General features: G+C 49.0%; 24 protein-coding genes. 12 read left to right on the top strand and 12 right to left on the bottom strand.

Annotated features, from left to right (window positions below):
• Positions 1-67: 67 nt before the first annotated feature.
• Genes A3K92_RS07370 through A3K92_RS07360 form a run of 3 tightly spaced genes read left to right on the top strand, consistent with a single transcriptional unit; the run spans position 68 to position 3,985 of the window.
• Complete coding sequence (locus A3K92_RS07370; RefSeq protein WP_198361934.1) at positions 68-1,627, top strand: hypothetical protein; 1,560 nt, start codon at positions 68-70, stop codon at positions 1,625-1,627.
• Positions 1,624-2,655: a glycosyltransferase family 2 protein gene (locus tag A3K92_RS07365; protein ID WP_088885643.1), complete on the top strand. Its 1,032-nt coding sequence runs from the start codon at positions 1,624-1,626 to the stop codon at positions 2,653-2,655. Before A3K92_RS07370 ends, A3K92_RS07365 begins: the two co-directional genes overlap by 4 nt.
• On the top strand, positions 2,642-3,985 hold the full coding sequence (locus A3K92_RS07360) for a sulfatase-like hydrolase/transferase (RefSeq protein WP_088885642.1): 1,344 nt from the start codon (positions 2,642-2,644) through the stop codon (positions 3,983-3,985). The genes A3K92_RS07365 and A3K92_RS07360 overlap by 14 nt, the downstream gene beginning before the upstream one ends.
• Here the strand turns inward: A3K92_RS07360 and A3K92_RS07355 are convergent.
• The gene (locus tag A3K92_RS07355; RefSeq protein WP_088885641.1) at positions 3,982-5,511 is read right to left on the bottom strand and encodes a flippase; all 1,530 of its coding nucleotides are present in this window, start codon (positions 5,509-5,511) and stop codon (positions 3,982-3,984) included. The two genes, A3K92_RS07360 and A3K92_RS07355, sit on opposite strands and share 4 nt — an antisense overlap.
• Before the next feature lie 90 nt (positions 5,512-5,601).
• On the bottom strand, positions 5,602-5,910 hold the full coding sequence (locus A3K92_RS07350) for a hypothetical protein (protein ID WP_088885640.1): 309 nt from the start codon (positions 5,908-5,910) through the stop codon (positions 5,602-5,604).
• A 111-nt stretch (positions 5,911-6,021) separates the two neighbouring features.
• Between A3K92_RS07350 and A3K92_RS07345 the strand changes: the two genes are divergently transcribed.
• Positions 6,022-6,303 (top strand): AbrB/MazE/SpoVT family DNA-binding domain-containing protein, encoded by a 282-nt coding sequence (locus A3K92_RS07345; RefSeq protein WP_088885639.1) that lies wholly within the window; start codon positions 6,022-6,024, stop codon positions 6,301-6,303.
• 571 nt (positions 6,304-6,874) lie between these two features.
• On the opposite strand, the gene A3K92_RS07340 is transcribed toward A3K92_RS07345, so the two are convergent.
• The gene (locus A3K92_RS07340) at positions 6,875-7,669 is read right to left on the bottom strand and encodes a hypothetical protein (RefSeq protein ID WP_088885638.1); all 795 of its coding nucleotides are present in this window, start codon (positions 7,667-7,669) and stop codon (positions 6,875-6,877) included.
• 501 nt (positions 7,670-8,170) lie between these two features.
• Between A3K92_RS07340 and A3K92_RS07335 the strand changes: the two genes are divergently transcribed.
• Positions 8,171-8,716, top strand: a complete 546-nt coding sequence (locus A3K92_RS07335) for a hypothetical protein (protein ID WP_157722437.1) — start codon at positions 8,171-8,173, stop codon at positions 8,714-8,716.
• Between the two features lie 340 nt (positions 8,717-9,056).
• On the opposite strand, the gene A3K92_RS07330 is transcribed toward A3K92_RS07335, so the two are convergent.
• The 7 genes from A3K92_RS07330 to A3K92_RS07300 all read right to left on the bottom strand — a co-directional run bounded on the left by A3K92_RS07330 (position 9,057) and on the right by A3K92_RS07300 (position 15,065).
• On the bottom strand, positions 9,057-9,794 hold the full coding sequence (locus tag A3K92_RS07330; RefSeq protein WP_088885636.1) for a sulfite exporter TauE/SafE family protein: 738 nt from the start codon (positions 9,792-9,794) through the stop codon (positions 9,057-9,059).
• 21 nt (positions 9,795-9,815) lie between these two features.
• Positions 9,816-10,361, bottom strand: coding sequence for an adenylyl-sulfate kinase (cysC, locus tag A3K92_RS07325; protein ID WP_088885635.1), 546 nt, complete (start codon positions 10,359-10,361; stop codon positions 9,816-9,818).
• Positions 10,362-10,411: 50 nt separating this feature from the next.
• Entirely contained in the window at positions 10,412-11,842 is a 1,431-nt protein-coding gene (locus A3K92_RS07320; protein WP_088885634.1) for an alkaline phosphatase family protein, read from the bottom strand.
• Between the two features lie 5 nt (positions 11,843-11,847).
• Positions 11,848-12,783 carry a DHH family phosphoesterase gene (locus A3K92_RS07315; protein ID WP_088885633.1) on the bottom strand — a complete coding sequence of 312 codons (936 nt, stop codon included), beginning with the start codon at positions 12,781-12,783 and terminating at the stop codon, positions 11,848-11,850.
• A gap of 33 nt (positions 12,784-12,816) precedes the next feature.
• Entirely contained in the window at positions 12,817-13,956 is a 1,140-nt protein-coding gene (gene sat / locus A3K92_RS07310) for a sulfate adenylyltransferase (protein ID WP_088885632.1), read from the bottom strand.
• Positions 13,957-13,977: 21 nt separating this feature from the next.
• Positions 13,978-14,205, bottom strand: a complete 228-nt coding sequence (locus tag A3K92_RS07305) for a ribbon-helix-helix domain-containing protein (RefSeq protein ID WP_014788819.1) — start codon at positions 14,203-14,205, stop codon at positions 13,978-13,980.
• Between the two features lie 182 nt (positions 14,206-14,387).
• Positions 14,388-15,065 carry a metal-dependent hydrolase gene (locus tag A3K92_RS07300; protein WP_088885631.1) on the bottom strand — a complete coding sequence of 226 codons (678 nt, stop codon included), beginning with the start codon at positions 15,063-15,065 and terminating at the stop codon, positions 14,388-14,390.
• A gap of 163 nt (positions 15,066-15,228) precedes the next feature.
• Here A3K92_RS07300 and A3K92_RS07295 point away from each other — a divergent pair, with 163 nt between their 5' ends.
• The 6 genes from A3K92_RS07295 (at position 15,229) to A3K92_RS07275 (ending at position 20,993) form a co-directional block, all read left to right on the top strand.
• The gene (locus A3K92_RS07295; protein WP_088885630.1) at positions 15,229-16,605 is read left to right on the top strand and encodes an acetate--CoA ligase family protein; all 1,377 of its coding nucleotides are present in this window, start codon (positions 15,229-15,231) and stop codon (positions 16,603-16,605) included.
• The gene (locus A3K92_RS09485) at positions 16,606-16,767 is read left to right on the top strand and encodes a hypothetical protein (protein WP_198361933.1); all 162 of its coding nucleotides are present in this window, start codon (positions 16,606-16,608) and stop codon (positions 16,765-16,767) included.
• On the top strand, positions 16,754-17,215 hold the full coding sequence (locus tag A3K92_RS07290) for a type II toxin-antitoxin system VapC family toxin (RefSeq protein ID WP_088885629.1): 462 nt from the start codon (positions 16,754-16,756) through the stop codon (positions 17,213-17,215). The genes A3K92_RS09485 and A3K92_RS07290 overlap by 14 nt, the downstream gene beginning before the upstream one ends.
• The gene (iorA, locus tag A3K92_RS07285; protein ID WP_088885628.1) at positions 17,216-19,159 is read left to right on the top strand and encodes an indolepyruvate ferredoxin oxidoreductase subunit alpha; all 1,944 of its coding nucleotides are present in this window, start codon (positions 17,216-17,218) and stop codon (positions 19,157-19,159) included.
• 1 nt (position 19,160) lies between these two features.
• Positions 19,161-19,769: an indolepyruvate oxidoreductase subunit beta gene (locus A3K92_RS07280; protein ID WP_088885627.1), complete on the top strand. Its 609-nt coding sequence runs from the start codon at positions 19,161-19,163 to the stop codon at positions 19,767-19,769.
• 117 nt (positions 19,770-19,886) lie between these two features.
• Complete coding sequence (locus A3K92_RS07275) at positions 19,887-20,993, top strand: AAA family ATPase (RefSeq protein ID WP_088885626.1); 1,107 nt, start codon at positions 19,887-19,889, stop codon at positions 20,991-20,993.
• A gap of 20 nt (positions 20,994-21,013) precedes the next feature.
• Here the strand turns inward: A3K92_RS07275 and A3K92_RS07270 are convergent, their stop codons facing one another.
• The gene (locus tag A3K92_RS07270; protein WP_088885625.1) at positions 21,014-22,018 is read right to left on the bottom strand and encodes a histone deacetylase family protein; all 1,005 of its coding nucleotides are present in this window, start codon (positions 22,016-22,018) and stop codon (positions 21,014-21,016) included.
• Positions 22,015-22,614 (bottom strand): DNA-binding protein, encoded by a 600-nt coding sequence (locus tag A3K92_RS07265; protein WP_088885624.1) that lies wholly within the window; start codon positions 22,612-22,614, stop codon positions 22,015-22,017. The genes A3K92_RS07270 and A3K92_RS07265 overlap by 4 nt, the downstream gene beginning before the upstream one ends.
• 95 nt (positions 22,615-22,709) lie before the next feature.
• Here A3K92_RS07265 and speB point away from each other — a divergent pair, with 95 nt between their 5' ends.
• A complete protein-coding gene (gene speB / locus A3K92_RS07260) occupies positions 22,710-23,576 on the top strand; it encodes an agmatinase (protein ID WP_088885623.1) in 867 nt (288 codons plus the stop codon).
• Positions 23,577-23,622 lie beyond the last annotated feature (46 nt).

Below are 23,622 nucleotides of genomic sequence, written 5' to 3'. Positions count from 1 at the left end.
CTACATAATTAATCAACCTCACTTTTCGTACTCTAAGGGGGACAATGTTTTGAGCGCGATTCCATTGGTGCACTGGGTTCTTCTCTTAGTAAATTCAGTTGTTCTCGTAGTGATAATAATATATTACATAAACACCAGCAAGTACGCTGTAAGTCTTTTAGGGCTGATGTATGGCCTTTTGTTTTATTTGACAAATTTGTATTTTATAATTCCTTATGAACAAGTTGAAAACATATTTCCGTCTAATATAATAGAATTCATGCTCTCCACAGGAAAAATAACCCATGATGCACTCGCTACCTATTCTCTTTCATACCTCTCCTATCCAATCTCGTTCATCCTTGAAACCTCAATTATATTAGTCGGTGGAATAGGAAAAATTAGCATATACACCGTGGGTCTATTTGTTTTTATGAGTGCACTGTACGTTGGTTTGATATACTACTACAGCAAACTTGGAAGGGATATCAAGTTCGCAGTAATATCACTTATGACCTACATGATGCTATCTTTCTATGTCATCAACGATCAAGTTGCTCCACAAACTCTTGCCCTTGTATTTTTACCATATCTGTATAAGGTCACTTTCGACTTTATAGATCACGGTCAGAATTTGAAGAAGTTTCTGATTCTAGCGATGTTCTGGTTTGCCCTCGTATTTACTCACCCATTTATGTTCCTGTTTTATATCCTACCTGTTGGAGGTATCGTTCTGTATAACCACTACTCCCCCCATAAAAAAAATCTAAGGACATCCACTATCGGTCTTCTTGTGTCAATTTGGGGGTTGGGATTTACATGGTTATTCTACAATCTCCTCTCTATTCCGTTAAAAGCGCTCATCGAGAGATGGGGTGAGGTTGAAGGGGAGACGTGGTGGATATTCGGTAGATTTCTTCGGAAGTCTGGAGCATTTGGCCCCATAAAATACACCCCTCACCCACACTATGAGCTTGTGCCTAAATGGATCGTAGAACTTCAGGCATGGATTTTAAGGATCATCCTGATAAGCCTGCTGTTAATTGCAACGTATGGATTTATCGTGTATCTTAAGCGCTCTATTGAGAAAGGACAGTTGCCATACCAATTGATATTTGACATCTCCATCTTGGTGAGTAGTGGGGCGTTGTTTGTTGTTGGATTGGTCACAAACTTCCTTGGGCAGAGGGTATTTCAGGTAGTTTTTATGCCGTTTTCGAGGTATGTATTATCTAGTAAATCAAATAGGTGGATTTCAATAATTACTGTTCTTATCCTGATAATAGCTCCTGTGATGTATACTTACAATCAGCTGACTAATCTGACTGTAGGGCCTCAACTTTTCGTTCAAGACGAACAACTCTTGGTTGCTGGATATTTTGGAAACGAAAAATTACCTGGTTATTCCAAGGTTGTAGTCGCAAGAGAGCTTTATCCTTCGGAGTATCCTACAAATATCCGTAAATTCTCATTTCCTGGTGGTGTATTGCAGTATCCAAGACTACATTGGAACTACCTATATTATGGAACAAAATTTAAACACGCTTCTGAATACTATGGCTTGCAGCCTTATTCCAATATTGCCCTAATCAAAGTAAAATATACACAAGTTTACACAAGTAGTACTGTGGGGGTGATTTTGCCATGAAACCAAAAATTAGCGTGGTCATTCCAACCTTAAATGTCAAAAGGTACATAATGGACACTATTGACAGTCTAATGAACCAGACTTTTAGAAACTTTGAGGTAATTTTTATAGATGGAGGTTCAACTGATGGTACCGTTGAGATAATAAAAGAAAGACTAGTAGACGCCCCATTTGAATGGAAACTTATTATCTCTCCTAATGCGGGAGTCAGTGCTGCTAGAAATTTAGGTGTCAGTTTGTCAAATGGAGAATATTTATACTTTTTAGATGGTGACGATTACATCACCCCTACCTGCCTAGAAAAAGCTTATAATCAGGCTGTTTCCTCTAATGCTGATATAGTACTGTTTGGATACGCTATTGTTGCAGAAAAGGGGATTCTCAAGAGTTACAAGCCCCACTCTTTATGCTCATTGTCTCCATCTACTGGGATTACTGCACTAAGGAAATTCCTAAAAAGAGAACTCAGAATATGGACTCACTCAGCGATATATAAAAGAAAGTTGATAACATCAAACAGAATAAAATTCCCTGAAGGTATTTCTCGGGGGGAAGATTTTGAATTTATATCCAAAGCGCTATTTCATGCTGAAATTGTGGATTGTGTTTCCGAAGTTTTGGCGTTCTACCGGGTTCGGGGGAATTCACTAAGCCATACGTATAGTGTCAAAGATTTTGAATGGATATCTGCACAAAAACGTGTTTATCATTATCTGGTAAAGCATAATGCTCCAGGGGATATACTCGATATTCTTCGGAATATACTTATCCCAAATATGTTAGTTGGAATTCTTAGGAGGGTATATATAGCTAGTAGCTGCGATGGTAATCTGCAATATTTCAATAAGCTCCTAAAAAATCCCAAAATACGTTCTATGCTAAAAAAAGTTCATCTAAAAACCGCTATCTCTATTTCATCATGGCTACTTTCAAAAGTATTTCTTTATTATCCCTTATTACTTCCATTATATCAAACTTACTTAAAACTTCGAGGTAGACTAGGGGGGAATTGTGATGGAGGCCACTAATATTATTTTAATAGTCCTGGATACACTTCGCAAAGACTACGGGGAAAAATATCTACACCCCATATTGAAAAAGTATGGATTCAATTATTATTCTAATACAATAGCTCCCGCGCCGTGGACAACACCATCTCATGCATCAATATTTACTGGTCTATATCCTGCACTTCATGGTGCACATGAGACAAAAAAGTATAAGAGTGATAAAGTAAAATTACTGCATAATAATATTCTCACTAGGGAGTTAAAACTTTTGGGGTACTCTAACTATTTACTATCAGCAAATATGTTTGTAACACCATACTTTGGATTTGTAGGATTCGATAAGGTAGTAGTTCCTACTAAAAAATTTCCTCGTATCCTTTCAAAGCGTGAATCGAAAAAACTCCAGCGATATTCATCTACGAATTCAATTCAGACAGCTTTCAAATTATTGGAACATGGAGAGTTTCTGTTGCTCTTAAAAGCTAGCATACAAAAAGTAATTCTCGATAATTATCTCACATTAAAGGTATATGGTAAATTAAGAAAATGGCCACTTGATCTTGGATTATCAGAATTTACACAGTGGATATCTTCTTTTAAATTTAAGTCACCAATGTTTATGACAATAAATTTGATGGAGATGCATGAACCTTATCCTACACTTCCTAAGAGTTCAGTGATAAACTATCAGACTGTAAAAAGTTGGGTTGGAAAACCCTCTGAGAAAATAGTGACTGGATATAAGAAAGGTTACGAGATGGAAATTAAATACCTTTCTGAAAATCTACCAAAATTGCTAAATGCTTTGAAGAAGAAGGGCCTCTTTGACAACTCCTTGGTTATAATACTTAGCGATCATGGCCAGCTCTTAGGGGAACATGGTAAGATAAACCATGGCACATTTTTGTATGATGAGCTAATCCAGGTTCCACTATGGATAAAATATCCATGGGAATCTGAACCTGTGAAATGCTCAAATGGATATATAAGCCTCACAAAGATCAGAGATCTGATAATAGATGTGGCTGAGGGCAGGTATTACAATGATAAAAAATTATACTCTTCTACTGTTTTTTCAGAGGTATATGGAACTCATATAGATTATTCTAGGATGAATTTATCTCATGAAGAACTTGAAAAAATAAGAGAGCTTGAAAAATACCGCATAGCTGTCTACTACAAGAACTTCAAGGGCATTTTCAACGTCACAGACTGGAAGTTTGATGAAGTGATCTCATACGATCCTGGCATAGAAGTCACAGAAGATGTTGTAAAGCATTTGAAAAAGGAAGTCATGAAGTTCCTGAAAACAGCCACCATTGCCAAAGTCCCGAAAATCAAAGTCTAAACGAACCTCTTCAAAAATCTCTTTATCACTCCTAAATCAATCCCCAGCTTCTTTTCAACAGCCAGCAACAGCTCGATATCTTCTTTATCAATGCTCCTGCTGAGAAGGACGAGAACAGCATAAACCCCCATAAAGACCAGAAGAACCAGGAAGGCGTACCATATATTGGGAACATTGGGACTCAGCCACTTAATAGCTCCGAGTAAAACAAATCCTATAGCTAGGGGCTTCACATAGCTCCAGCTAAATGGGTGGATACCTGTCATCCTATAGAGCCAGTACGACCTGAACACGTTGGCGATAAAATAAGAGACTGCTGTGGCAACGGCAGCACCAACCATTCCATATGAGGGAATTAGAGCGAGGTTCAAAGCAATGTTCGAGACCACAGCAAAAGTGTCCCCGATCATGTTGAGCTTCGGCTTACCGATAACTATCAGCGTCATGCCGTTTAGCCCCAGAAACGTGTGAAACATAAAGCCCAGGGAAAGAACCTGAAGTGCGAGTGCTGCCGATACATATTTCTCTCCAAAAATGAACGATATCGTGGCCTCCGGGAAGAGGAACATGAGGGCAAACAGCGGGAGAGTCAGCAGAAATACCCACTTCGTTAGCACCTGGTAGACCCTTTTCATTTCTACCATTTTCCCCTGAGCATACAGTGAGGTGACTATGGGGGAGTAAATAACAGCCGCAGAATTCAAAAACGTCGGAATCAGTTTGGCCAGCGGTGTTGCAGCGTTGTACAGCCCCACGACCTCGGAACCTTTATAGTAACCAAGCATCAATGTGTCAGTCCATGTCATCAGAAAGTTCAGTATTCCAACAAACATCAGAGGAAGGGAGAATGCAACTAACTTCCGCCCGAGTCCAGCGTCGAGAGAAGGTCTGAACCCAAAGAGTTCAATCCTGTAGGTTTCAAAGATCAATGTGAGGAATGTCAAGAACTGGGCGATGACGTATGCCCAGAACAAGGAAGCGAATGGGAGGTCAAGGAGAGCAAGTGAGATGACTAACACCAGCCATATTACAGGATAAACTACGTTTTGAAAGTATACTTTCTCCCTTACTCTCCCAAAGCCTCGGGAAATTGAAATCATCACGCTAATTAAAGCCGAAAACGGCAGGGCAAAAGCCATCACTTTTAGAGAATAGACTAGTCTCTCTTCATTAAACACTTGAGCTATGAGGCCCGAACCAAAAATCAGGAGCATCATGATTGCAAAACTGTTCACGGCAACAATCACCAAGGCTGTCGAAATTAAATCTCTAACCCTCGAAGGCTTTTTCTCTCTATAAAATGCAACTTCCCTCGGCAGGCCGTTCTGAAAGCCAAGTGTAGCAAGGACAAGGGCGATGCTCAAAACAGTCAGAGCTAAATTAAACACTCCATACTCTGCAGTCGAGAAGTACCTCGCTATAACCGCCCTGCTCAGAAATCCAAAGAACATCGAGATAACCGTCCCGGCAAAAACTATTCCGGTCCCCCTTGCAATCTTCTGCAGAGCTTCGCTTGCCTCGCTCATAGGTTTCTCCGTTTATGGCAAAGATGAGCTATCTTAAAAGTTTTGCCTATCTCCTGAAGGGCGATGGTTTTTGTAAAAATAGCAAAGAACTCATTGAAGCATCAAGTCTATGAAAGCATCAACTTCTCCAACCTCAAGAGGAATAACCTCTTCATCCTTCACATTCTGGGCGTATACCTTCTTCCCACTTCTCCAGACGAGCCAGAATTCTACATCAGAGTTACGGAACTTAACAGTCTTTGGTCTCTTATCAAAGAGCAAGAGAACTAAGAGGCGGTCACCTCTTAGAATGGCTACTGAATCCAGCACCTCGGCCCCAACAATCTTGGCCTTCTCCTGGATGAGGAACCTGAGCTTCATCTTTTCGAGGATTTCCTCAGCCTCGTCAAGGTTCAGCATTTCAATCACCACATCATTTTCTGATGTAAAATCACATAAAATGATATTTAAAGTTTTTGGACACCCAAAAGCATATTAAAAACAAAATGAGGAAGTTGTTAGGGGATTAGCATGGAAGTCCTGGCGAAGTTTCACGTGATTGTCCACAAAATCGGCAGGATAATAATCCCAGCTGGCACGAGAAAGTTCTACGGTATAGAGCGCGGTGATTTCGTCGAGGTTAAGATACTGAAATATGAAAGTGATAAAAGGCCAAAGGAGGGCACTTTTATGGCCCGTGTTGGTGAACAGGGCTCTATATTCATCCCCAAGCCCTTAAGAGAAGTTATGGGGATAAAACCCGGGGACGTGATAGAGGTTCTCCTGCTCTCGCATTACAAACCACAAAAGTAAGTCTGGGTCTTGATGCTTTTTAGTCAAAGTTTTGTCTCAATGTTTCCGCCACGTCATTGATTTGCTTTTCGAACCGCTGTAGCCCGCGTGAATTTTTCACGCGTGATCCCAAGATAGGCCAGTTAAACTCACTTCCAAATGCTAATAAGACATTTTTGTTTTGTGATGAAACCGTGAGCCTAAAGAGAAAGCTGGTGACCCACACCAACTGGTTATTGGCCGCTCAGCCCCTCAAAAAGATCATGTCTTAACTGATGATCCCTGCTGAAGTCGCGTGAAAAATTCACGCAACTTCAAAGCTTTGCAATCAAAGATCCTCTGCCATACAATAAAAACCTAAAGTGTTAACCAATTAAAGATCCAAAAACAGCTTCTCCATAAAAGTTTACACCAAACAGAGGGCAATCTCACCTCAGTTTATTAACTCAGCTACAAAGTTTAATTTAACTAAAGGGCAGTTAACTTTAGTTAAAAACCAAGCTACCCAATAAACCGGGCATCTCCCCAGTGTTTTTAGGATAAACCAACTGGGTAAATTCAGGTAAATTGGGAGTTAATCAGAAGTTAAATATCATCCCGTTTTAACTTGGTATTTGGTTAGTATCTTCAAGAGAACGTTTATCCTGTTCACCGCTTCTTTATCTCCTGACATCTCAAAGGATTGTTTAAATGTCTCAAGCTTGCTCACAATCTTTTGAACTTCAGATGGATTTGGATTGGATAGGATGAACATTTTACATGCATCCTCAGCGGCCTCTTGGTACATGGAGAGCTGTGATTTGCTAAGCGTTTCAGGAAAGCTCTGCACCACAATCATACGCTCTATTAAGCTCTCAATCGAGATCTGTGCTAGGATCCTACTAAGCTCTCCTATACTCCAGATCAAGAGTTTTTTCATGTCATCCTTCTCCTTCCCGAGTTCCTCTGTTTTAGCCTGGATTTCTTCAACGTCTTTACTCAGCTTTCTGTGAACCTCTGTGATAGCCCTTTGTATGTACTCCCGGATTTCACCAAGAATCTCCTCTCTAATGGATTCACAGCTCTCATCAACATAATCCATAATGTCGAGCTGTGTCACAGGAGGAAGGTTATTCAGTTCTAGATATTTCTCGTATATCCTGTTAACTTCCTCTGCAGGAAGTTTGAGTTCTATTACAATGTCCACAGGAGATTTGCCCTCTTTCAACAATTTAAAGACTTCAGCCTCGCGCTCACCTTCGTTAATCATCCGTTTATTTCTGATCTCTCTTTTGACCTTTGAAACGTAAGCCGGAGTGACGCCTAGCTGCCTGGCTATTTCGCTTGTTCCTAGGCCTTTCTTGATGAGCTCTTCTATCTTTGACTTCTTCCTCTTATCCCCCCTCATGCTTGTTATATAGTACTCAAAGGTTTATAAGCAATTCTAAATTCTATTACATAACTATAACGTAGTTAGAAGGGTTACACAAGTTCTCAACGGACTTTAACGTTCAGCTTCAAGCGCTGTATCGTTCCCATTTACTGCTTTGAGGATCAGGTTCTTGGTGTCTGTATCGTCGTAGTTCCTGTCTCGCGGTGGAGGAGGCTCTAGTTCTTCGTCCTCGTCCTTGAAGAGGCGGAATCAGACATGCCATTGTTCGGGATGATCTATGCTGAGAGTATTAGTCCTCTTGAACTTGAACTAAGGCCTCTATGTTTACCGGCACGTGGAGCAGCACTACGGCTTGGTATTGGTGTGTTAGTGATGTTATCCTGAGTGAAGTTGACAAGCTAATCCAGACATGGTAGATAACGTTACTCTGTTCATTCGATGACCCTCAAGACTCTGATAAAGCTCCTTGAGAGGGTGAGACCAAAGCTGATATCCAACGATCTCCGTAGGTTATATATGATGGGCTTCCTCAGGCGTCGGAAGGTTCCAAGGGAGTGTGAAAACAAGAAGGGAAAGAGATACAACTGTGGCTACAAATATATGTACAGCATAAACAAGCAGGGATGGAGCTACCTGAGACAACTTATGGAGGACGAAGAAAAACATTCCCTTCTATTTCCCACCGTTCTCGAGGACATCAAAGAAATCTTGGAGGAGATGAGGTTTGGCATTATGAAACTTAACATGGTTATCGCCCCAGATACTTACAAAGCCAGAGGTATATGGAATTTTTACAAGAAGGAGCTGGGGAAGAAATTTTCTTCTCCCGGATTTAGGCGATTCACCAGAAAAAGAGAGCTCTTTGAGAGGGAGGCAAACTGCTGGATGAATATGTTCTACTTGGGGATGCAGATATCTTCCCTTGAAAGGGAAATACAGCTGAAAGATTTGATGATAGACTATCTTAAGAGAGAACTTGAAGCGTGTATGAAATTCAAGCGTGAGGGGTTTAGGGAGATTTTAGAAGTATCTAAAAACATTAAAACTCTTGGTAAGGAGTGAAGAATGAGTGAGTTAAATGAATCGTGAATTCCTAGACCTCTAGTTTGCCCAGGTCGAAAGATGAGATTATTCCCAGCGCTCCAAAAGTGGTAAAACCGAAGTGAAAAATGCACTGGGCCTTCTCCTTGCCTTGGGATGAGACTTTCAGAAGAAAAATGTAAATGAGCCGAGCTCGGTTATTGTTTTCTAGCCTCTGAGCTTTAGGAGTGCTCTGACTTCAATCTTTGAGGTTTTTCTTTCAACAGGCCTCGCCCTTTAGGGCGGGGAGGAGGCCATAGTATGCCTTCTCAAAATGGCACTTTTGCTTCCCCGGACAAATTCACATACCCACTCATTCCATTCATCTGCTCATCAGTGTGAAGAGTCCTATCAGCAGGATTATGATGTTTATCGCCTTTTTAAGCTTCGCCCCGTCCGCGTTTCTACTCACGTGAGTGCCAAGGTAAACTCCGGGAACCGTTCCAAGGATGAGGAGGGACGCTATTCCATAATCGACGCTCCCGACGCTCGCATAGTTCAGGAAGCTGAAAGTTGAGAGGGCCAGGCCGTAGGTTATCGTCACGCCAACCACCTCCTTCGGTTCGAGCCTGGCCACGTTCATGAGGGTGAAGCTCACTATAACGCCTGCCCCAACGGAGGTGAACTGGACGGTCAGGCCCACCACGAAGCCGAGCAGATAGACATAGGCCCATCTGGGTCTTATCGGAATGTGGATTTCACCCTTGAGAAGGCTCAGGACTGCACTCATTATCAGAATAACACCGAGGAGCAGGGTAAGGTACTTGTTGAGGACTTCCTTATTAATCCAGCGGAGGAGCACTCCCCCGAGGATTATTGCAGGGACGCTCCCAGCGAAGAGCCTCAGTGCTATGTCGTACCTTATCCTGCCCTTCTTCCCGTGGAAGAAGACGCCGAAGACCCTCGTGACCGTGGCGTAAAGGAGGTCGGTTCCGACCGCCGTCAGCGGCTCAACGCCGAGGAATATTAGGGAGGGCGTCATCAGCGCCCCACCACCAACTCCCGTAAGACCGACGAGAAAGCCCACTACAAAGCCCAGCCCGATGAAGGTTGGATCCAACGCCCTCCCTCCCTTTGAAAATCAGGGCAGGTAGCCCATCTCGCGGGCCTTCGCTATGACGGCTTCAACTTCCTCCTCGGGGGTCATCTTCGAGCTGTCCACCGTAACTTCTGGGTTCTCAGGCTCCTCGTAGACCCCGTCGTAGCCGGTAAGGCCCTTTATCTCTCCCCTCAATGCCTTGGCGTAGAGCCCCTTGGGGTCGCGCTGGATCCTGACTTCTAGGGGCGCGTAGACGTAGACCTCGATGAAGTCCCCTATCTCCTTCCTAGCGTACTCGCGAACCGCTCTGTACGGTGATATCAGGGAAACTATCGCTATAACGCCGTTCCTGCTGAGGAGCTTGGCCATGTGAATTACAACCCTGTTGTGCATCTCCCTCGCTTCCTTTGAGAAGCCGAGGTCCGGATAGAGGGTCTTCCTTATCGTGTCCCCGTCGAGTATCTCCACGCGGTAGCCCATCTCCCTCAGCCTTTTCGCCAGCTTAACGGCCAGAGTCGTCTTCCCGGCACCGCTTGGCCCCGTAAGCCAGATTGTGAATCCTTTTTCGAGGTTTTTGAGTCCTGTCATTTCAGCTCCCTCCAATTCTAAAGGCTGGATGGAATGGGGGAAACGAAAGCTTAGAGGATGCTCCTCCCGTGCATATCCTTTATCGGCTCCTCTATTCCAAAGAGCCGGAGTATCGTCGGTGCGAAGTCGTAGATGGTTAGCTGAGTTGCCCTGCTCTCGTCGAAGCCGGGCAAGTACATTGAGAACACCCCGAACTCGGAGTGGTTCGCATCGTCAGGCCCGGTGTCGTTCTCCGGCAGGTAGTTGGTTGGATGTCCAACGGTTCCGGCCGCGCGCCAGTTGAGGTTGTCGAAGTAGACCATTATGTCCGGCTTGCTGCCCCTCGCCTCAGGATAGATTTCCTCGGGGTAGAACACCTTTGTGTCCCACGTCTCTCCGTTGGGGCCGCGTATGGATTTTATCTGCTCCGCTATCTCATCCCTCACCTTTTCGAACTTCGATAGCGGTATCTTCCCTTCCTTCTCCCTTCCGAGGACGTTGAGGAATACGCGGGAGTAGTAGCCGCCCCATCCCCAGGCGGTGGTCTCCTTCCAGTCGACTTCAATCTGCTCGAAGCGCTTGACCTTCCCGTCGTGGAGAACCTCAGGGTTCTTGACCTTCAGCAGGCCCTCCTCGGCCAGCCACTGGTTCACGGCGAAGTTGCCGTGCATGGCCTTTATTCCGTGGTCAGAAACTATGAAGACGGCCGTCTCGTCGAGGTCTATGAGCTTGAGGGTTTCGCCTATCTCCTTATCGAGAAGCTTGTAGTAGTCAGGGATGACGTTTTCGTACTTGTTGCCCTTGCCCGGGTAGAGGTGGTGGTTTTCATCGAAGTAGCGCCAGAAGGCGTGGTGGAGTCTATCCAAGCCTATCTCGACGAAGTGGAAGTAGTCCCAGTCCTTCTCCTGGAGGAGGTACCTTATCACCTCAAAGCGCTTTTCCGTCATCTCCCAGATGCCCTCTTTCACCTCGTCCTTGGCTTCCTTCCTGAAGGGGACGTCGAATATGTACTCGCCGACGAGGCGCTCTATCTCGCCCTTGAGTTCCTTGGGATATGTGTAGTCGACACTGGCATCGGGGGTTATGAAGCAGCTGACGAGGTGGCCCTTAATGGGCTTTGGCGGATAGGTCGGCGGGACGCCGACTATTATCGACTCCTTCCCGCGCTCGCCGAGGTAGTCCCAGAGTGTCTTTTCCTTCACCTTCCTGCTGTGGGCTATCCAGTAGTCCGTGTAGGAATAGCCAGTTCTGTGCCTGAAGCCGTAGAGGCCGAGCTCGCCCGGTGTCTTTCCAGTGACCATCACCATCCACATCGGGATGGTTATCGCAGGAATTCCGGTCTGCATAGGGCCGTAAACGGACTTCTCTAAGAGCCTCTTGACGTTGGGCATGTCGTCAATGAAGCGGTTGAACAGAAGCTCCGGTGGGGCCGAATCAAGGCCTATGACGAAGACACGCTTGGTGTTCTCCATTCCTTCCCTAACCTTCTTTTCAAACTCCATAACTCTCACCTCAGGTATTCCTCAATGATTGCGAGTGCGTCTTCGATTTTATCCCTCTCACAGACGCAGCCGAGAACCTCCCTTTTTCCGCCAGCGTTCGTTCCAAGCTCCCTAAGGCGAGTGATGACTTTACCCATGTCTCTCCTCTCCGCCTCCTCAGGGGAGATCCGGAAGTAGACCTGAGCTTTCCCGTGGAAGTTCCTGTTTACGACGACCGCTCCTCTATAGCCCATCTCCCAGACGAGCTTTCTCGCGACCTTGGAGATAATGTTGAACGGGCTCTCGAACTCCACGAAGGCAAAGCCGTTTTTCTCCTCAACGCTTGAAAGGGCGCCATCTATGGCCTCCTTTATCGCATCCGCTTTTTTGATCCAGGGTTCGTATTCGAGAAGGTCTTTGATTTCGCTCTCAAGGAGAACTGTCACCGCTCCCTCGACGGCCTCCCTCTCCATCGCGATGTAGTTGGAGTCGATTAGCTCTACCAGCCTTAAGGCTTCCGCCCGCGATAGGCTCGCTTTCCGGAGGAGTTCGTTAACGGTCTCTAGCTCGAAGGCCTTCTCTCCGATGTCGCCAACGACGCCGAGGGCGCTCCACGCGTTCCATATTCCAAAGTACTCCGAGACGACGAGGGAGTTGGAGGGGTAATAATTGCCTTCCAGCGAGGGGTTCACCTGCTCCACGAGGGGGTTTTTGATTCTCGGCTGGGTGTGGTGGTCTATGAAGATGGTCGGAATCTTTACCTTCTCGACCTCGTTCGGCACGTTGAAGTCGAGGACGTAGAGCGTCTCCGCTCTTGCAATGGCGTTCCATATCCTCTCATCAAACCTGAACTCGCCTATTGGGGCGGTTATGTTTGTGAACTCCTCCAGCCCAAGGGCCCTCACGAGAAGCGCAGCCGAGGTTATCCCGTCCGTGTCCCAGTGGTGAACTATGAGGTGCATGCTCATTCCTCCGGATAAAAATTTGAGAGGAAATCACTCCACGAAGGGGTTCTCAAAGCTCCGGATGACCTCGTAGACTTCGGGCCTCATCATGTACTCCGGCGGCTGCTCGCCGGCCATTATCATCTTCCTGAGCTTGGTGCCGCTTATGTGGACGTGGAACTCCTTGGGATGGGGACATATCTTGGCGTTGACCATGCCACCGCACTTCCTGCAGTAGAAGGCCTCCCTGATGAACATCGGGGTTATGCCGAGGTCAGGGAAGTTGTCGAACATCTCCCATGCTTCATATGGCCCGTAGTAGTCGCCAACTCCAGCGTGATCCCTTCCGACGATGAAGTGGGTCGCACCGAAGTTCTTCCTCATTATGGCGTGATGAATCGCCTCCCTTGGGCCAGCGTAGCGCATCTCGTAGCGGACCGTCGCGAGGGTCGCGGCGTCCTTTGGATAGTAGTGCTTGAATAAAGCTTCATAGGCCTTGATTATGACCTCGTCCCTGTAGTCGCCCTTCTTCTTCCTTCCGAGAACCGGATTTATGAAGAGGCCGTCGACGAATGTAAGGGCCGCTTTCTGGACGTACTCGTGGCCGACGTGGGGGGCGTTCCTCGTCTGGAATGCCACTATCGTCTTCCATCCGAGCTCCTTGAAGAGGACCCTTGTCTCGACCGGCCTCAGAGTGTACTTGGCGAAGGGGTTCGGCAGCTCGTTGAGGAGCTCTATCTCGCCGCCGACGAGGTAGTCGCCCATGCCCATTACCCTGGCCACTCCTGGATGGGCTGGATCGTCGGTCTTGAAGACCTTGACGGCGAATTCTTTTTTGTCGTAGGTGTATATTTCCTCAACATGCATCCTGGCTATCGGTAAACCATCGTGGTAGAGGAGAACCGCGTCTCCCTCCTCGAAGGTCTTCTCCCTCACGTCAAGGACTATCGGAATCGTCCATGGGGTGTCGTCGCTCAGGCGCATGTGGTCGAGGACGCTCTGAAAGTCGTCACTAGTCAGAAAGCCTTTGAGCGGAGAATAGACGCCGTGGGCGATGTTCTCGAGGTCTATGGCCCTTCCGTGGTTGATGTTAACGCGCGGGTACTCTTTCTGCTCGCTCAGGATCCTCTCGCGGGTTCTCTCGGCAACGAGCCTCCTGACCAGTTTGCCGCCGTGGGGCTTTGAAACCATTGTTATCACCCAAAAATGAAATCAGTCGAGGTAGCCGAGTGCCCTGAGGCGCTCCTTGACTTTTTCTTCCTCCTCCTCGGTGAAGACTTCCTCCTTCTCCTCCTCTTCTAAACTAGCAAGAACCTCGCGGAGAACGTAGGTCACGTAGTCGGAAACCGAAGTGAATCCGGTGCCCTCTATCCTGGCCTTTATCTTGTCATAGAGCGGCTTTGGTATGGAAACAGTCGTGTACTTCTTCTCCTCAGCCATCTTAAACACCTCCAGCTTTAATGATATTTAATGACATTTGATTAAAAGGGGGTGGATATATAAATTTTGTGATTGGAGTTAAATCGTGGTTTGGAGTTTTCATATATAGTCAACAGAAGACACTAGAATGCGCCCTTTCTTATCGAATAATGTTTTAAAGTAAAAAAAGAACCGAAACCTCTTCAAACCTCAATCTCCTCGCCCGGCTTGAGAATAACCACTTCAGCCTTATTGCCAACGAGTCTCTTGAATTCCTCCGGATCTTGGGCGATCGGCGGCCAGGTGTTGTAGTGCATCGGCACGACCTTCCTCGGCTTCAACAGCTCGACGGCCTTGGCAGCTTCCCTTGGCCCCATGGTGAAGTGGCCTCCTATCGGGAGCAGGGCAACGTCAATCGGCCCGTAGAGCTCGCTGAACAGGGCCATGTCCGAGAACACGAAGGTGTCGCCGGCGTGGTAGATCGTCTTCCCGTCGAGCTTGACTATGAAGCCCGAGGCATTGCCTATGCTGTGAACGCCGTCGCTGCTGGAGTGCCAGGCCGGAACCTGAATTATGCCAACGCCGTCAACCTCCGTCGGCCCGTAGTTCATCCCTACCGTCTCAACCTGGCCGTTGGCCTGCTGGCTGATGTAGTTGGCAATATCATACATTGCTACTATCTTAGCTCCCGTTCTCTTGGCTATCTCTATGGCATCACCTATGTGGTCGCCGTGGGCGTGGGTAACCAGAATAAGGTCGGCCTCAAGCTCCTCCGGCTTGACTGCCGCCTGCGGGTTGCCGCTGAGGAACGGGTCTATGAGGATTTTCTTGCTCCCTTCGATGTAGAATGCAGCGTGGCCCAGAAACTTCACCTTCACCATCTCCACCACCTCCAAATTAAAATAACCCGAGCTTACTTAAAGCTTTCGATGACCAATTAGGCTCGTCAGTGACTCAAAAGGCCCAACAGTGCTCTATAATTCTCCGATGACCGTTTTGGGAAAGCTTATATACGATTCGGTGGAGGTTTAAACGGTGAGGTTAATGAGTCTCGACTACTTCTTCAAGCCGAGGGCAATAGCTGTTATCGGAGCATCAAATGATCCGCTTAAACTCGGCTACGAGGTCTTCAAGAACCTGAAAAAATACAAAGACGGGAAGGTCTACCCCGTAAACGTCAAGGACGAGGTCGTTCAGGGCGTTAAGGCCTACAAGAACGTGAAGGACATTCCGGACGAGGTTGATCTGGCAATAATAGTCGTCCCGAAGAGGTTTGTAAAGCAGACGCTTATTGACTGTGGCGAAAAGGGCGTCAAGGGAGCGGTCATTATAACTGCTGGCTTCGGTGAAATCGGCGAGGAGGGCAAGAAGGAGGAGCGCGAACTGGTGGAGATTGCCCACAGGTACGGCATGAGGCTCATCGGCCCGAACTGCGTCGGCGTTATGAACACCCACAACGACATGAACGCGACCTTCATAATGGACGCCAAGAAAGGCGACATAGCCTTCGTCAGCCAGAGCGGTGCCTTAGGAGCTGGAATAGTCTACAAGACGGTGAAAGAGGGAATCGGCTTCTCAAAGTTCGTGAGCGTCGGCAACATGGCAGACCTCGACTTCGCCGAGCTTATGGAGTATCTGGCTGACACCGAGGAGGACAAGGCGATAGCCCTCTACATCGAGGGCCTTAAGGACGGAAGGAAGTTCATTGAGGTTGCCAAGCGAGTCACCAAGAAGAAGCCCGTTATAGCCCTCAAGGCCGGAAGGAGCGAGAGCGGTGCAAGAGCTGCTTCAAGCCACACCGGTTCTCTGGCGGGAAGCTGGAAGATTTATGAAGCTGCTTTCAAGCAGAGCGGCGTTCTCATAGCTGAGACCATAGACGACATGCTCAGCATGGCGAGGGCCTTCACACAGCCCCTGCCCAGGGGCAAGCGCGTTGCCATAATGACCAACGCAGGCGGTCCGGGAGTTCTGACCGCCGATCAGCTTGACAAGCGCGGACTCAAGCTTGCCGAGCTTGAGGAGAAAACCATAGAAGAGCTGCGCTCCTTCCTCCCGCCGATGGCGGCAGTGAAGAACCCCGTTGATATGATAGCCTCCGCGAGAGGAGAAGACTACTACAGGACGGCGAAGGCCCTCCTGCAGGACAAGAACGTTGACATGCTCATAGCCATATGTGTCGTCCCTACCTTCGCCGGCATGACACCGACGGAGCACGCTGAAGGAGTAATCAGGGCAGTTAAGGAAGTAAACAATGGCAAGCCAGTTCTCGGCCTCTTCATGGCCGGCTACGTGAGTGAGAAGGCCAAGGAACTGCTTGAGAAGAACGGAATTCCGAGCTACGAGAGGCCGGAAGATGTCGCCGCTGGCGCATATGCACTCGTCCAGCAGGCGAAGAACGCTGGGGTTTTGAAGGGGGAGTGAATGGTGGAGGCTAAAGCGGATTCTCATAAGAGAGAGGTCTCCAAAACTCCTATTCATCCCATTACCATAGACGACCTTTACGAGAGAATGAAGGCCTTGGTAGGTGAAGTTAAGGAGGATCCCCACAGAATCCTGCGGGAGATGCGAAATGCTCGTGGTTGACACATCGGCATTCATTGACTCAATCATTCCGGTTAAAGGTAAAGAAGATAGAAACAGACTGGCGAGAAGGGCAATCTCCGCGGCTGAAGCCAGGGGGATTCCCCTACTAATGCCCCGCCTGGGAGTAGTTGAAACCATAAGCTTAGTGAAGAGACTAACCAGTAAAGAGGAAGCAGTTGATTTAACCCTGGAATACCTTGAGGCAAAGGTTCTCCAGGTCTCTGAAGACTGGATCTTCGAGGATGCAAAGACGATAGCCCGGAAGATTCATCCAAGGGCCGCGGATTCCTACTTCATAGCAACCGCCAAGAAGTTCAACGCGATGCTCATATCATCTGACAAGGATATGGTGGCCCGTGCCAGGAAGATGGGTATTAGAGCGTTTTATGTTTTGGACGAAACCCAACTTGATGAATACCTTAATGAGATATCTGGAGGTGCGGTTTAGATGGCGAAAGTTACCGACATAGTGTTGTGGGACAAGCCCGGGGAGAGGGTTCTCCTCCTCGGCAACCAGGCGATAGCCAGGGGAGCTTTGGAGGGCAATATAGCTGTCTTTGCCGCCTACCCCGGAACGCCGAGTTCTGAACTTACCGACACGATGGCGGCCGTCGCCAAAAGGGCCGGCGTCTACATGGAGTACTCCACCAACGAGAAGGTAGCGTTTGAGACGGCTTTAGCTGCTTCTTGGAGCGGCCTAAGGGCCATGACGGCCATGAAGCACGTGGGCCTGAACGTTGCCATGGACAGCTTCATGACCGCCAGCTACATGGGAGTTGACGGCGGGCTAATCGTTATGGTCGCCGACGACCCGAGCATGTGGAGCAGCCAGAACGAGCAGGACACAAGGGCGATAGCCAAGAACGCTGGAATTCCCGTTTTGGAGCCTTCAAGCGTCCAGGAAGCCAAGGACATGGTAAAGTACGCCTTCGAGATAAGCGAGAAGTACAACCAGATGATAATCCTTAGGACAACAACCAGAAGCTCCCACATGCGCGGCGACGTCGTCCTTGGAGAACTGCCGGAGGAGATAAAGCAGGCAAAGAGGAAGTTCGGGAACTTCAAGAAGAACCCGGAGAGGTACGTTGACATACCGGCATTCCAGAAGAAGAAGCATCCCTGGCTGCTCGAAACTATCGAGAAGTTCCGCGAGGAGTTCAACGAGAGCCCCTTCAACTGGATTGAAGGCGATGAGAACGCGAAGGTCGGTATAATCGCTCCAGGCCTCAGCTACGCCTACGTGAAGGAGGCTTTAGCATGGCTCGGCGTCGAGAACGTGAAGATACTCAAGCTTGGAACACCGTATCCAGTTCCCTACGGCCTTCTTGAGAAGTTCTTCGATGGGCTTGAGAAGGTCCTCATCGTTGAGGAGCTTGAGCCTGTCGTTGAGGAGCAGGTGAAGGTGTGGGCCTACGATAAAGGCCTTAGAATTCCGATTCACGGAAAAGACATCGTTCCGCGCGTTTACGAGATGACGACGAGGAGGGCGGTTGAGGCCATAGCGAAGTTCCTCGATATGGAAACACCGGTAGACTTCGAGGAGATTGACAGGAAGTACGAGAAGGTTCAGGCTATAGTCCCGCCGAGGCCGCCGAGCCTCTGTCCGGCCTGTCCGCACAGGAACACCTTCTACGCCATAAGAAGGGCGGCATCGCCAAGGGCGATATTCCCGAGCGACATAGGCTGTTACACCCTCGGTGTTCTCCCGCCGCTCAGGACAGTTGACACGACCATAGCGATGGGTGGCTCGATAGGCATGGCCCACGGTCTCGACGTCGCTTTGAATGGCGTTCCGGGCGAGGAAGAGAGAAAGACCGGCAAGGAGAAGAAGATAATAGTCGCCACCATAGGCGACTCGACGTTCTTCCACACCGGTCTTCCGGCTTTAGCGAATGCCATCTACAACCGCTCCAACGTTGTCATAGTCGTCCTTGACAACCTCGTCACTGCAATGACTGGCGACCAACCGAATCCGAGCACAGGCCAGACACCCCATGGAGTGGGCAAGAGGATTCCAATAGAGGACGTGGCTAAGGCCATGGGGGCTGACTTCGTCAAGGTTGTTGACCCCTATGACATAAAGGCAACTGAGAAGGCCATCAAGGAAGCTCTAGCCGTCGACGGTGTGAGCGTCATCGTTTCGAGACAGGTGTGTGCACTCTACAGGATAGGCCAGATGAGAAGGAGGGGCGAGAAGTGGCCGATCTACCACGTCATCGAGGACAAGTGTACCGGCTGTAAGATATGTATCAACGCCTACGGCTGTCCGGCCATCTACTGGGATCCAGAGACCAAGAAGGCCAAGGTTGATCCGACAATGTGCTGGGGCTGCGGTGGCTGCGCCCAGGTATGTCCGTTTGGGGCCTTCGAGCCCATGGAGGAGGGTGAGTGAGATGAGGGAGTACAACATCGTTATCACGGGTGTCGGCGGCCAGGGAATCCTCACCGCCGCTAACCTGCTCGGCTGGGCGGCTCTTCACGCCGGCTACAAGGTTCGCGTTGGCGAGGTCCACGGCATGAGCCAGCGCTTTGGAAGCGTCATCGCCTACGTCCGCTTTGGCGAGGACGTTTACGGCGCCATGGTTCCCGAGGGAAAGGCCGATGTTATCCTTTCCTTCGAGCCGGTTGAGGCTTTGAGATACATCAACTACCTCAAGAAGGGTGGCCTTGTCTTCACGAACTCCAGACCCATTCCGCCGGTTCAGGTCTCGATGGGGCTCGCCACTTACCCGACCCTTGAGGAGATGAAGAAGATCATCGAGGAGGACTTTGGAGGCAAGTTCATGGCCTTCGACGCCGAGAAGCTCGCGATAGAGGCAGGAAACATCGTTACAACCAACGTCGTCCTTATCGGTGCTTTAACTCAAACGCCTGGCTTTCCGCTCTCGGCAGAGCACGTAAGGGAGGTCATAAAGGTCAGCGTCCCTCCGAAGACCGTCGAGGTAAACATGAAGGCCTTTGATCTGGGCGTTAAGGCCGCGAGGGAGATGCTGGGGCTTTGATTGCTTCTTCCTTTCTTCTTTCTTCTCTCGCTTTTTATTCTCATTCTTGAACCTTTGTGTCATCGCTGCGAAACCCTTATAACTTACCCCCGGGTAAGTAACTTACGGTGGGGTAAGTTGCTGTTCGACCTGCAGCCGAAAACTAAGCGGGAGGACCTGTACGATAGGGAGAATGAACTGAGGGAGTTTCGGAGTGCAGTGAACTTGGGAGAAAATCTGATTCTTCTGCTCGGCATAAGACGCCTTGGAAAGAGCTCCCTCCTGAACGTCGCCCTCACTGAGCTGGGATTTCCCTATGCAAAAATAGATGTCCGCTCTCTCTATTTCACCCACGGTTCAATACCCCAGGAGATTCTGGCACAGAAAATTTTGAGTTCTTTCCTCTCAACGGTTAAGCCACACAAATCCCTCCTGTTGAGGCTCGAAAAAACATTGTCCTCCATCAGGGGGCTTAGAATCTCAGGCCTGAGTGTAGAATTCGAGAGAAAACCGGATCTTGCTGAAATCCTTGAAAAGATAAACTCCTGGGCCGAAAATGAGAACCTAAGGGCGATAATTGCCTTTGACGAGGCCCAATACCTCAGGCTTTCCGGAATCAGGTACGACGGTCTGATAGCCTATGCAGTGGATACCCTGCCCGCGATAACCTTTGTACTCACGGGATCCGAGGTGGGAATGCTCCAAGATTTCCTTGGCCTGGAAGACCCCAAAAAACCCCTCTTCGGCAGGTATGCGAGGGAGATAGTGCTCCAAAGGTTCAAACGGGAGGAGAGTGTGGACTTCCTCAGAAAGGGGTTTGGAGAGATAGGTATCGAACCTGCTGAAAAAGAGATCGAGGAAGCCGTTGAGAGACTCGACGGCATAGTTGGATGGCTCACGATGTACGGGTACCTTCGCGGAGTTAGAGGACTTTCCCACTCTGAGGCCATGGATGAGCTCTTTAACATGGCAGAAAAGTTAATCCGGGAGGAGCTTTCATCCCTTATCCAGAACAGCAGGAGATATGGAGTTATACTGAAAGCCGTCGCCATGGGAAATACCAGATGGAGCACCATAAAGGAGTACGTTGAGTTTAAGATGGGGCCGGTAAACGACGCGAAGTTCTCCATCCTCCTGAAGAACCTCCTCAAGTACGGCTACCTTGAACAGAGGGGAAACGAATACGCCATCCCGGATCCAGTTGTTAAGGAAGTCGTGAGGAACCTTCAACTTACCCCCCGGTAAGCTCCTTACCCCCGGGTAAGCTACAGCCCCCACCACTGCCTCTGCACTTCTTTTACGGCTGAGACTGTTGTTAGGGCCCCATAGGACGGCGTAACCGGGACTTCCCTTATCTCTCCCGAGAGGTAGCCTCTGATGAAGACCGGCAGGCCTTTGTCGAGGCCGATAGAATAGCCGCCCTCAAAGATGACTGCGAGCGGATAGCGGGAGAGGGTTGAGCCGGCGTAGGCGAAGAAGACCTCACTAAGGCGGAGCGTCGTCAGGTTCTCGCCGAGAAAACCGTCGAAACCGGCCGAGACAACGATGAGCTTTGGTCTGAGCTGTGCTATTACTGGAAGAACGATTTCATCCCAGGCGTAAACGTAGTCGTCGTCGCCAGCATAGTGGGGCATCGGGATGTTAATCTTCGTTCCCTCGGCATCTTTTCCGCCAACCTCGTATTCGTACCCGCTCATCGGATAGATGTCACGCTCGTGGAGGTCTATGTGAACAGCCCTGTCGTCGTTCCACAGTATCTCCTGCGTTCCATTGCCGTGGTGGGCGTCGAAGTCTATAACCAGAACTTTCCCAATCTTCTCCTCTGCCACTTTGGCTGCGTAGGCGGCGTTGTTGAAGATGCAGAAACCGAGAGTTGGGGCATTAAAGGCCCTACCGGATTTTCCGGCGTGGTGACCGGGCGGTCTTACTAGAGCCAGATAAAGCCCCCTCTTTTCAAGTGCAAGCTCAACAGCCATCCTTGATGCCCCAAAGGCGGTAAGTGCGGCTTTGAACGTGCCGGGAGAAACGTAGGTGTCAGGGTCGATGTAGGTGAATTCTTTTCCCAGCGACTTCACCAGCTCAACGTAGTCTTCACTATGAACCTTGAGGAGCTCTTCCTCCTGGGCGGGTTTTGGCCCAATGACGTTTTCCCAGAGCCCCGTCCTCTTGAGGCTCCCAACTGCCCTCTCAAGCCTTCCGGGATTCTCGGGGTGATAATCCCTGGGCTTATGTTCGAGAAAAACAGGGGAATAAAGAACCCCGAACCTCAAATGTATCCCCTCTCCTCCTCCGTTACCGACTTTTTGAGCTCGGAAAGCAGTGTCTCAGCCTCATTCTTGCTCATGCCGACCTTCTTGGTCAGAAATTCGACTATCTCCTTCTCAGTTGCCCCGTTTTTCATCCTTTCGAGAACCATCAGGGCCAGTCTCTCGAAGATCATCTCCTGGAACTCTTGAGTTAGCCCGAGGGATTCCATGAGAATGTTCATTCCAACAAGCAACGCGGTCAGCGCGTCGTTGAACTCCTCCTTTCCAAGGCTCTTTTCATCGAGATCAACGCGGAGGATTATCTCATCGTTCATGCCGCTCAGGGTGAACTTAAGAAGGTTCATCCTCTCGTTTAGAACGAGGAGAGTATGATAGGTCTTCACCTTGTCCTCCAGCCTCATCGCTATAGTCTCTATTCCGGAGGGAACCGCGAGCCTTACAAAGCCGTCCATGAAGAGGACGTTCAGAAGGAATGGTATCTTCGGGTGTTCAGCTACGTAGTGGTTTTCCCCAACCTGCTTAACGCTCCAGGGGAGGTCGACTATATCTTCTGCGTCGTCCTTCCCCGTTTTCAGCCACTCCAGCACCGGATTTTCCATGTAAACCACCTGAAGAACTACGGCGAAGGGGTAGAAATAATTTTTGCCCGAAAGCTTTTTTAGATGGTGCCCTTCCCCCGGCCGGAGGTGAGGATATGGACTTCCTGTATACCTACGAGACCCTTAAGCTTGAGTTTCCCCTGGTCGAGCCGGAAAGTGCTGATTTCATAATCGTAGGAGTTCCTTTCGACGGTACCACTAGTTTCAAGGCCGGAGCTCGCTTTGGCCCGACTCTCATCAGGCACGCGACGCTGAACCTCGAGAGCTACATCCTTGACTACGACATCGACATAGCTGAGCTTCCGATAGCTGACGTAGGTGATATAGCAGTGGTGGCAGGTGATCCCAGGAGGACAGCCGATAGGGTGCGCGAGACGATTGAAGAGATAAAGAGGGCCAACCCAAGTGCCCTTCCAATACTCCTCGGCGGTGAACACTCCCAGACCCTCGGTGCCGTTGAAGCGTTAAAGCCAAAGAGCTACGTCGTCTTCGACGCTCACCTCGACCTCCGCGACAGCTACGAGGACAACCCCCACAACCACGCCTGCGTTGCCAGAAGAATAGCGGAGCTGGGCATTAAGGAGGCGATGTTTGGGATAAGGAGCGGTACAAAAGATGAGGTGGAGTTCGCTGAAAAGAACGGAATACGCTGGGTTCACGCGAGGGACTACAGCTTCGATGCCTTCGTTGACCTAGTCTCTTCCCTCCCCGATCCAATTTATCTCTCCATTGACATAGACGTCTTCGACCTCTCGATGGTTCCCTCAACAGGAACGCCCGAGGCCGGTGGCTTGACTTTCTGGGATGTCGTTGAGGCCATCGAGTGGCTTGCCGAAAAGAAGAGAATAGCCGGCTTTGACATAATGGAAGTGGCCGGCGAAAGGCTGGGAGATCCCACCGCACTGACCGCCGCAAAGCTGCTTTTCTACTTCATCGGTGCCGTGGCCAAATTCGGCCGTTAGTTTCCTTTTTACTGGTCACACATCCGTTGAGGGGTGAATTCTCCTG

It is taken from the genome of Thermococcus gorgonarius (assembly GCF_002214385.1).
Lineage (GTDB): Archaea > Methanobacteriota_B > Thermococci > Thermococcales > Thermococcaceae > Thermococcus > Thermococcus gorgonarius.
This window is presented reverse-complemented; position numbering and strand designations above follow the sequence as displayed.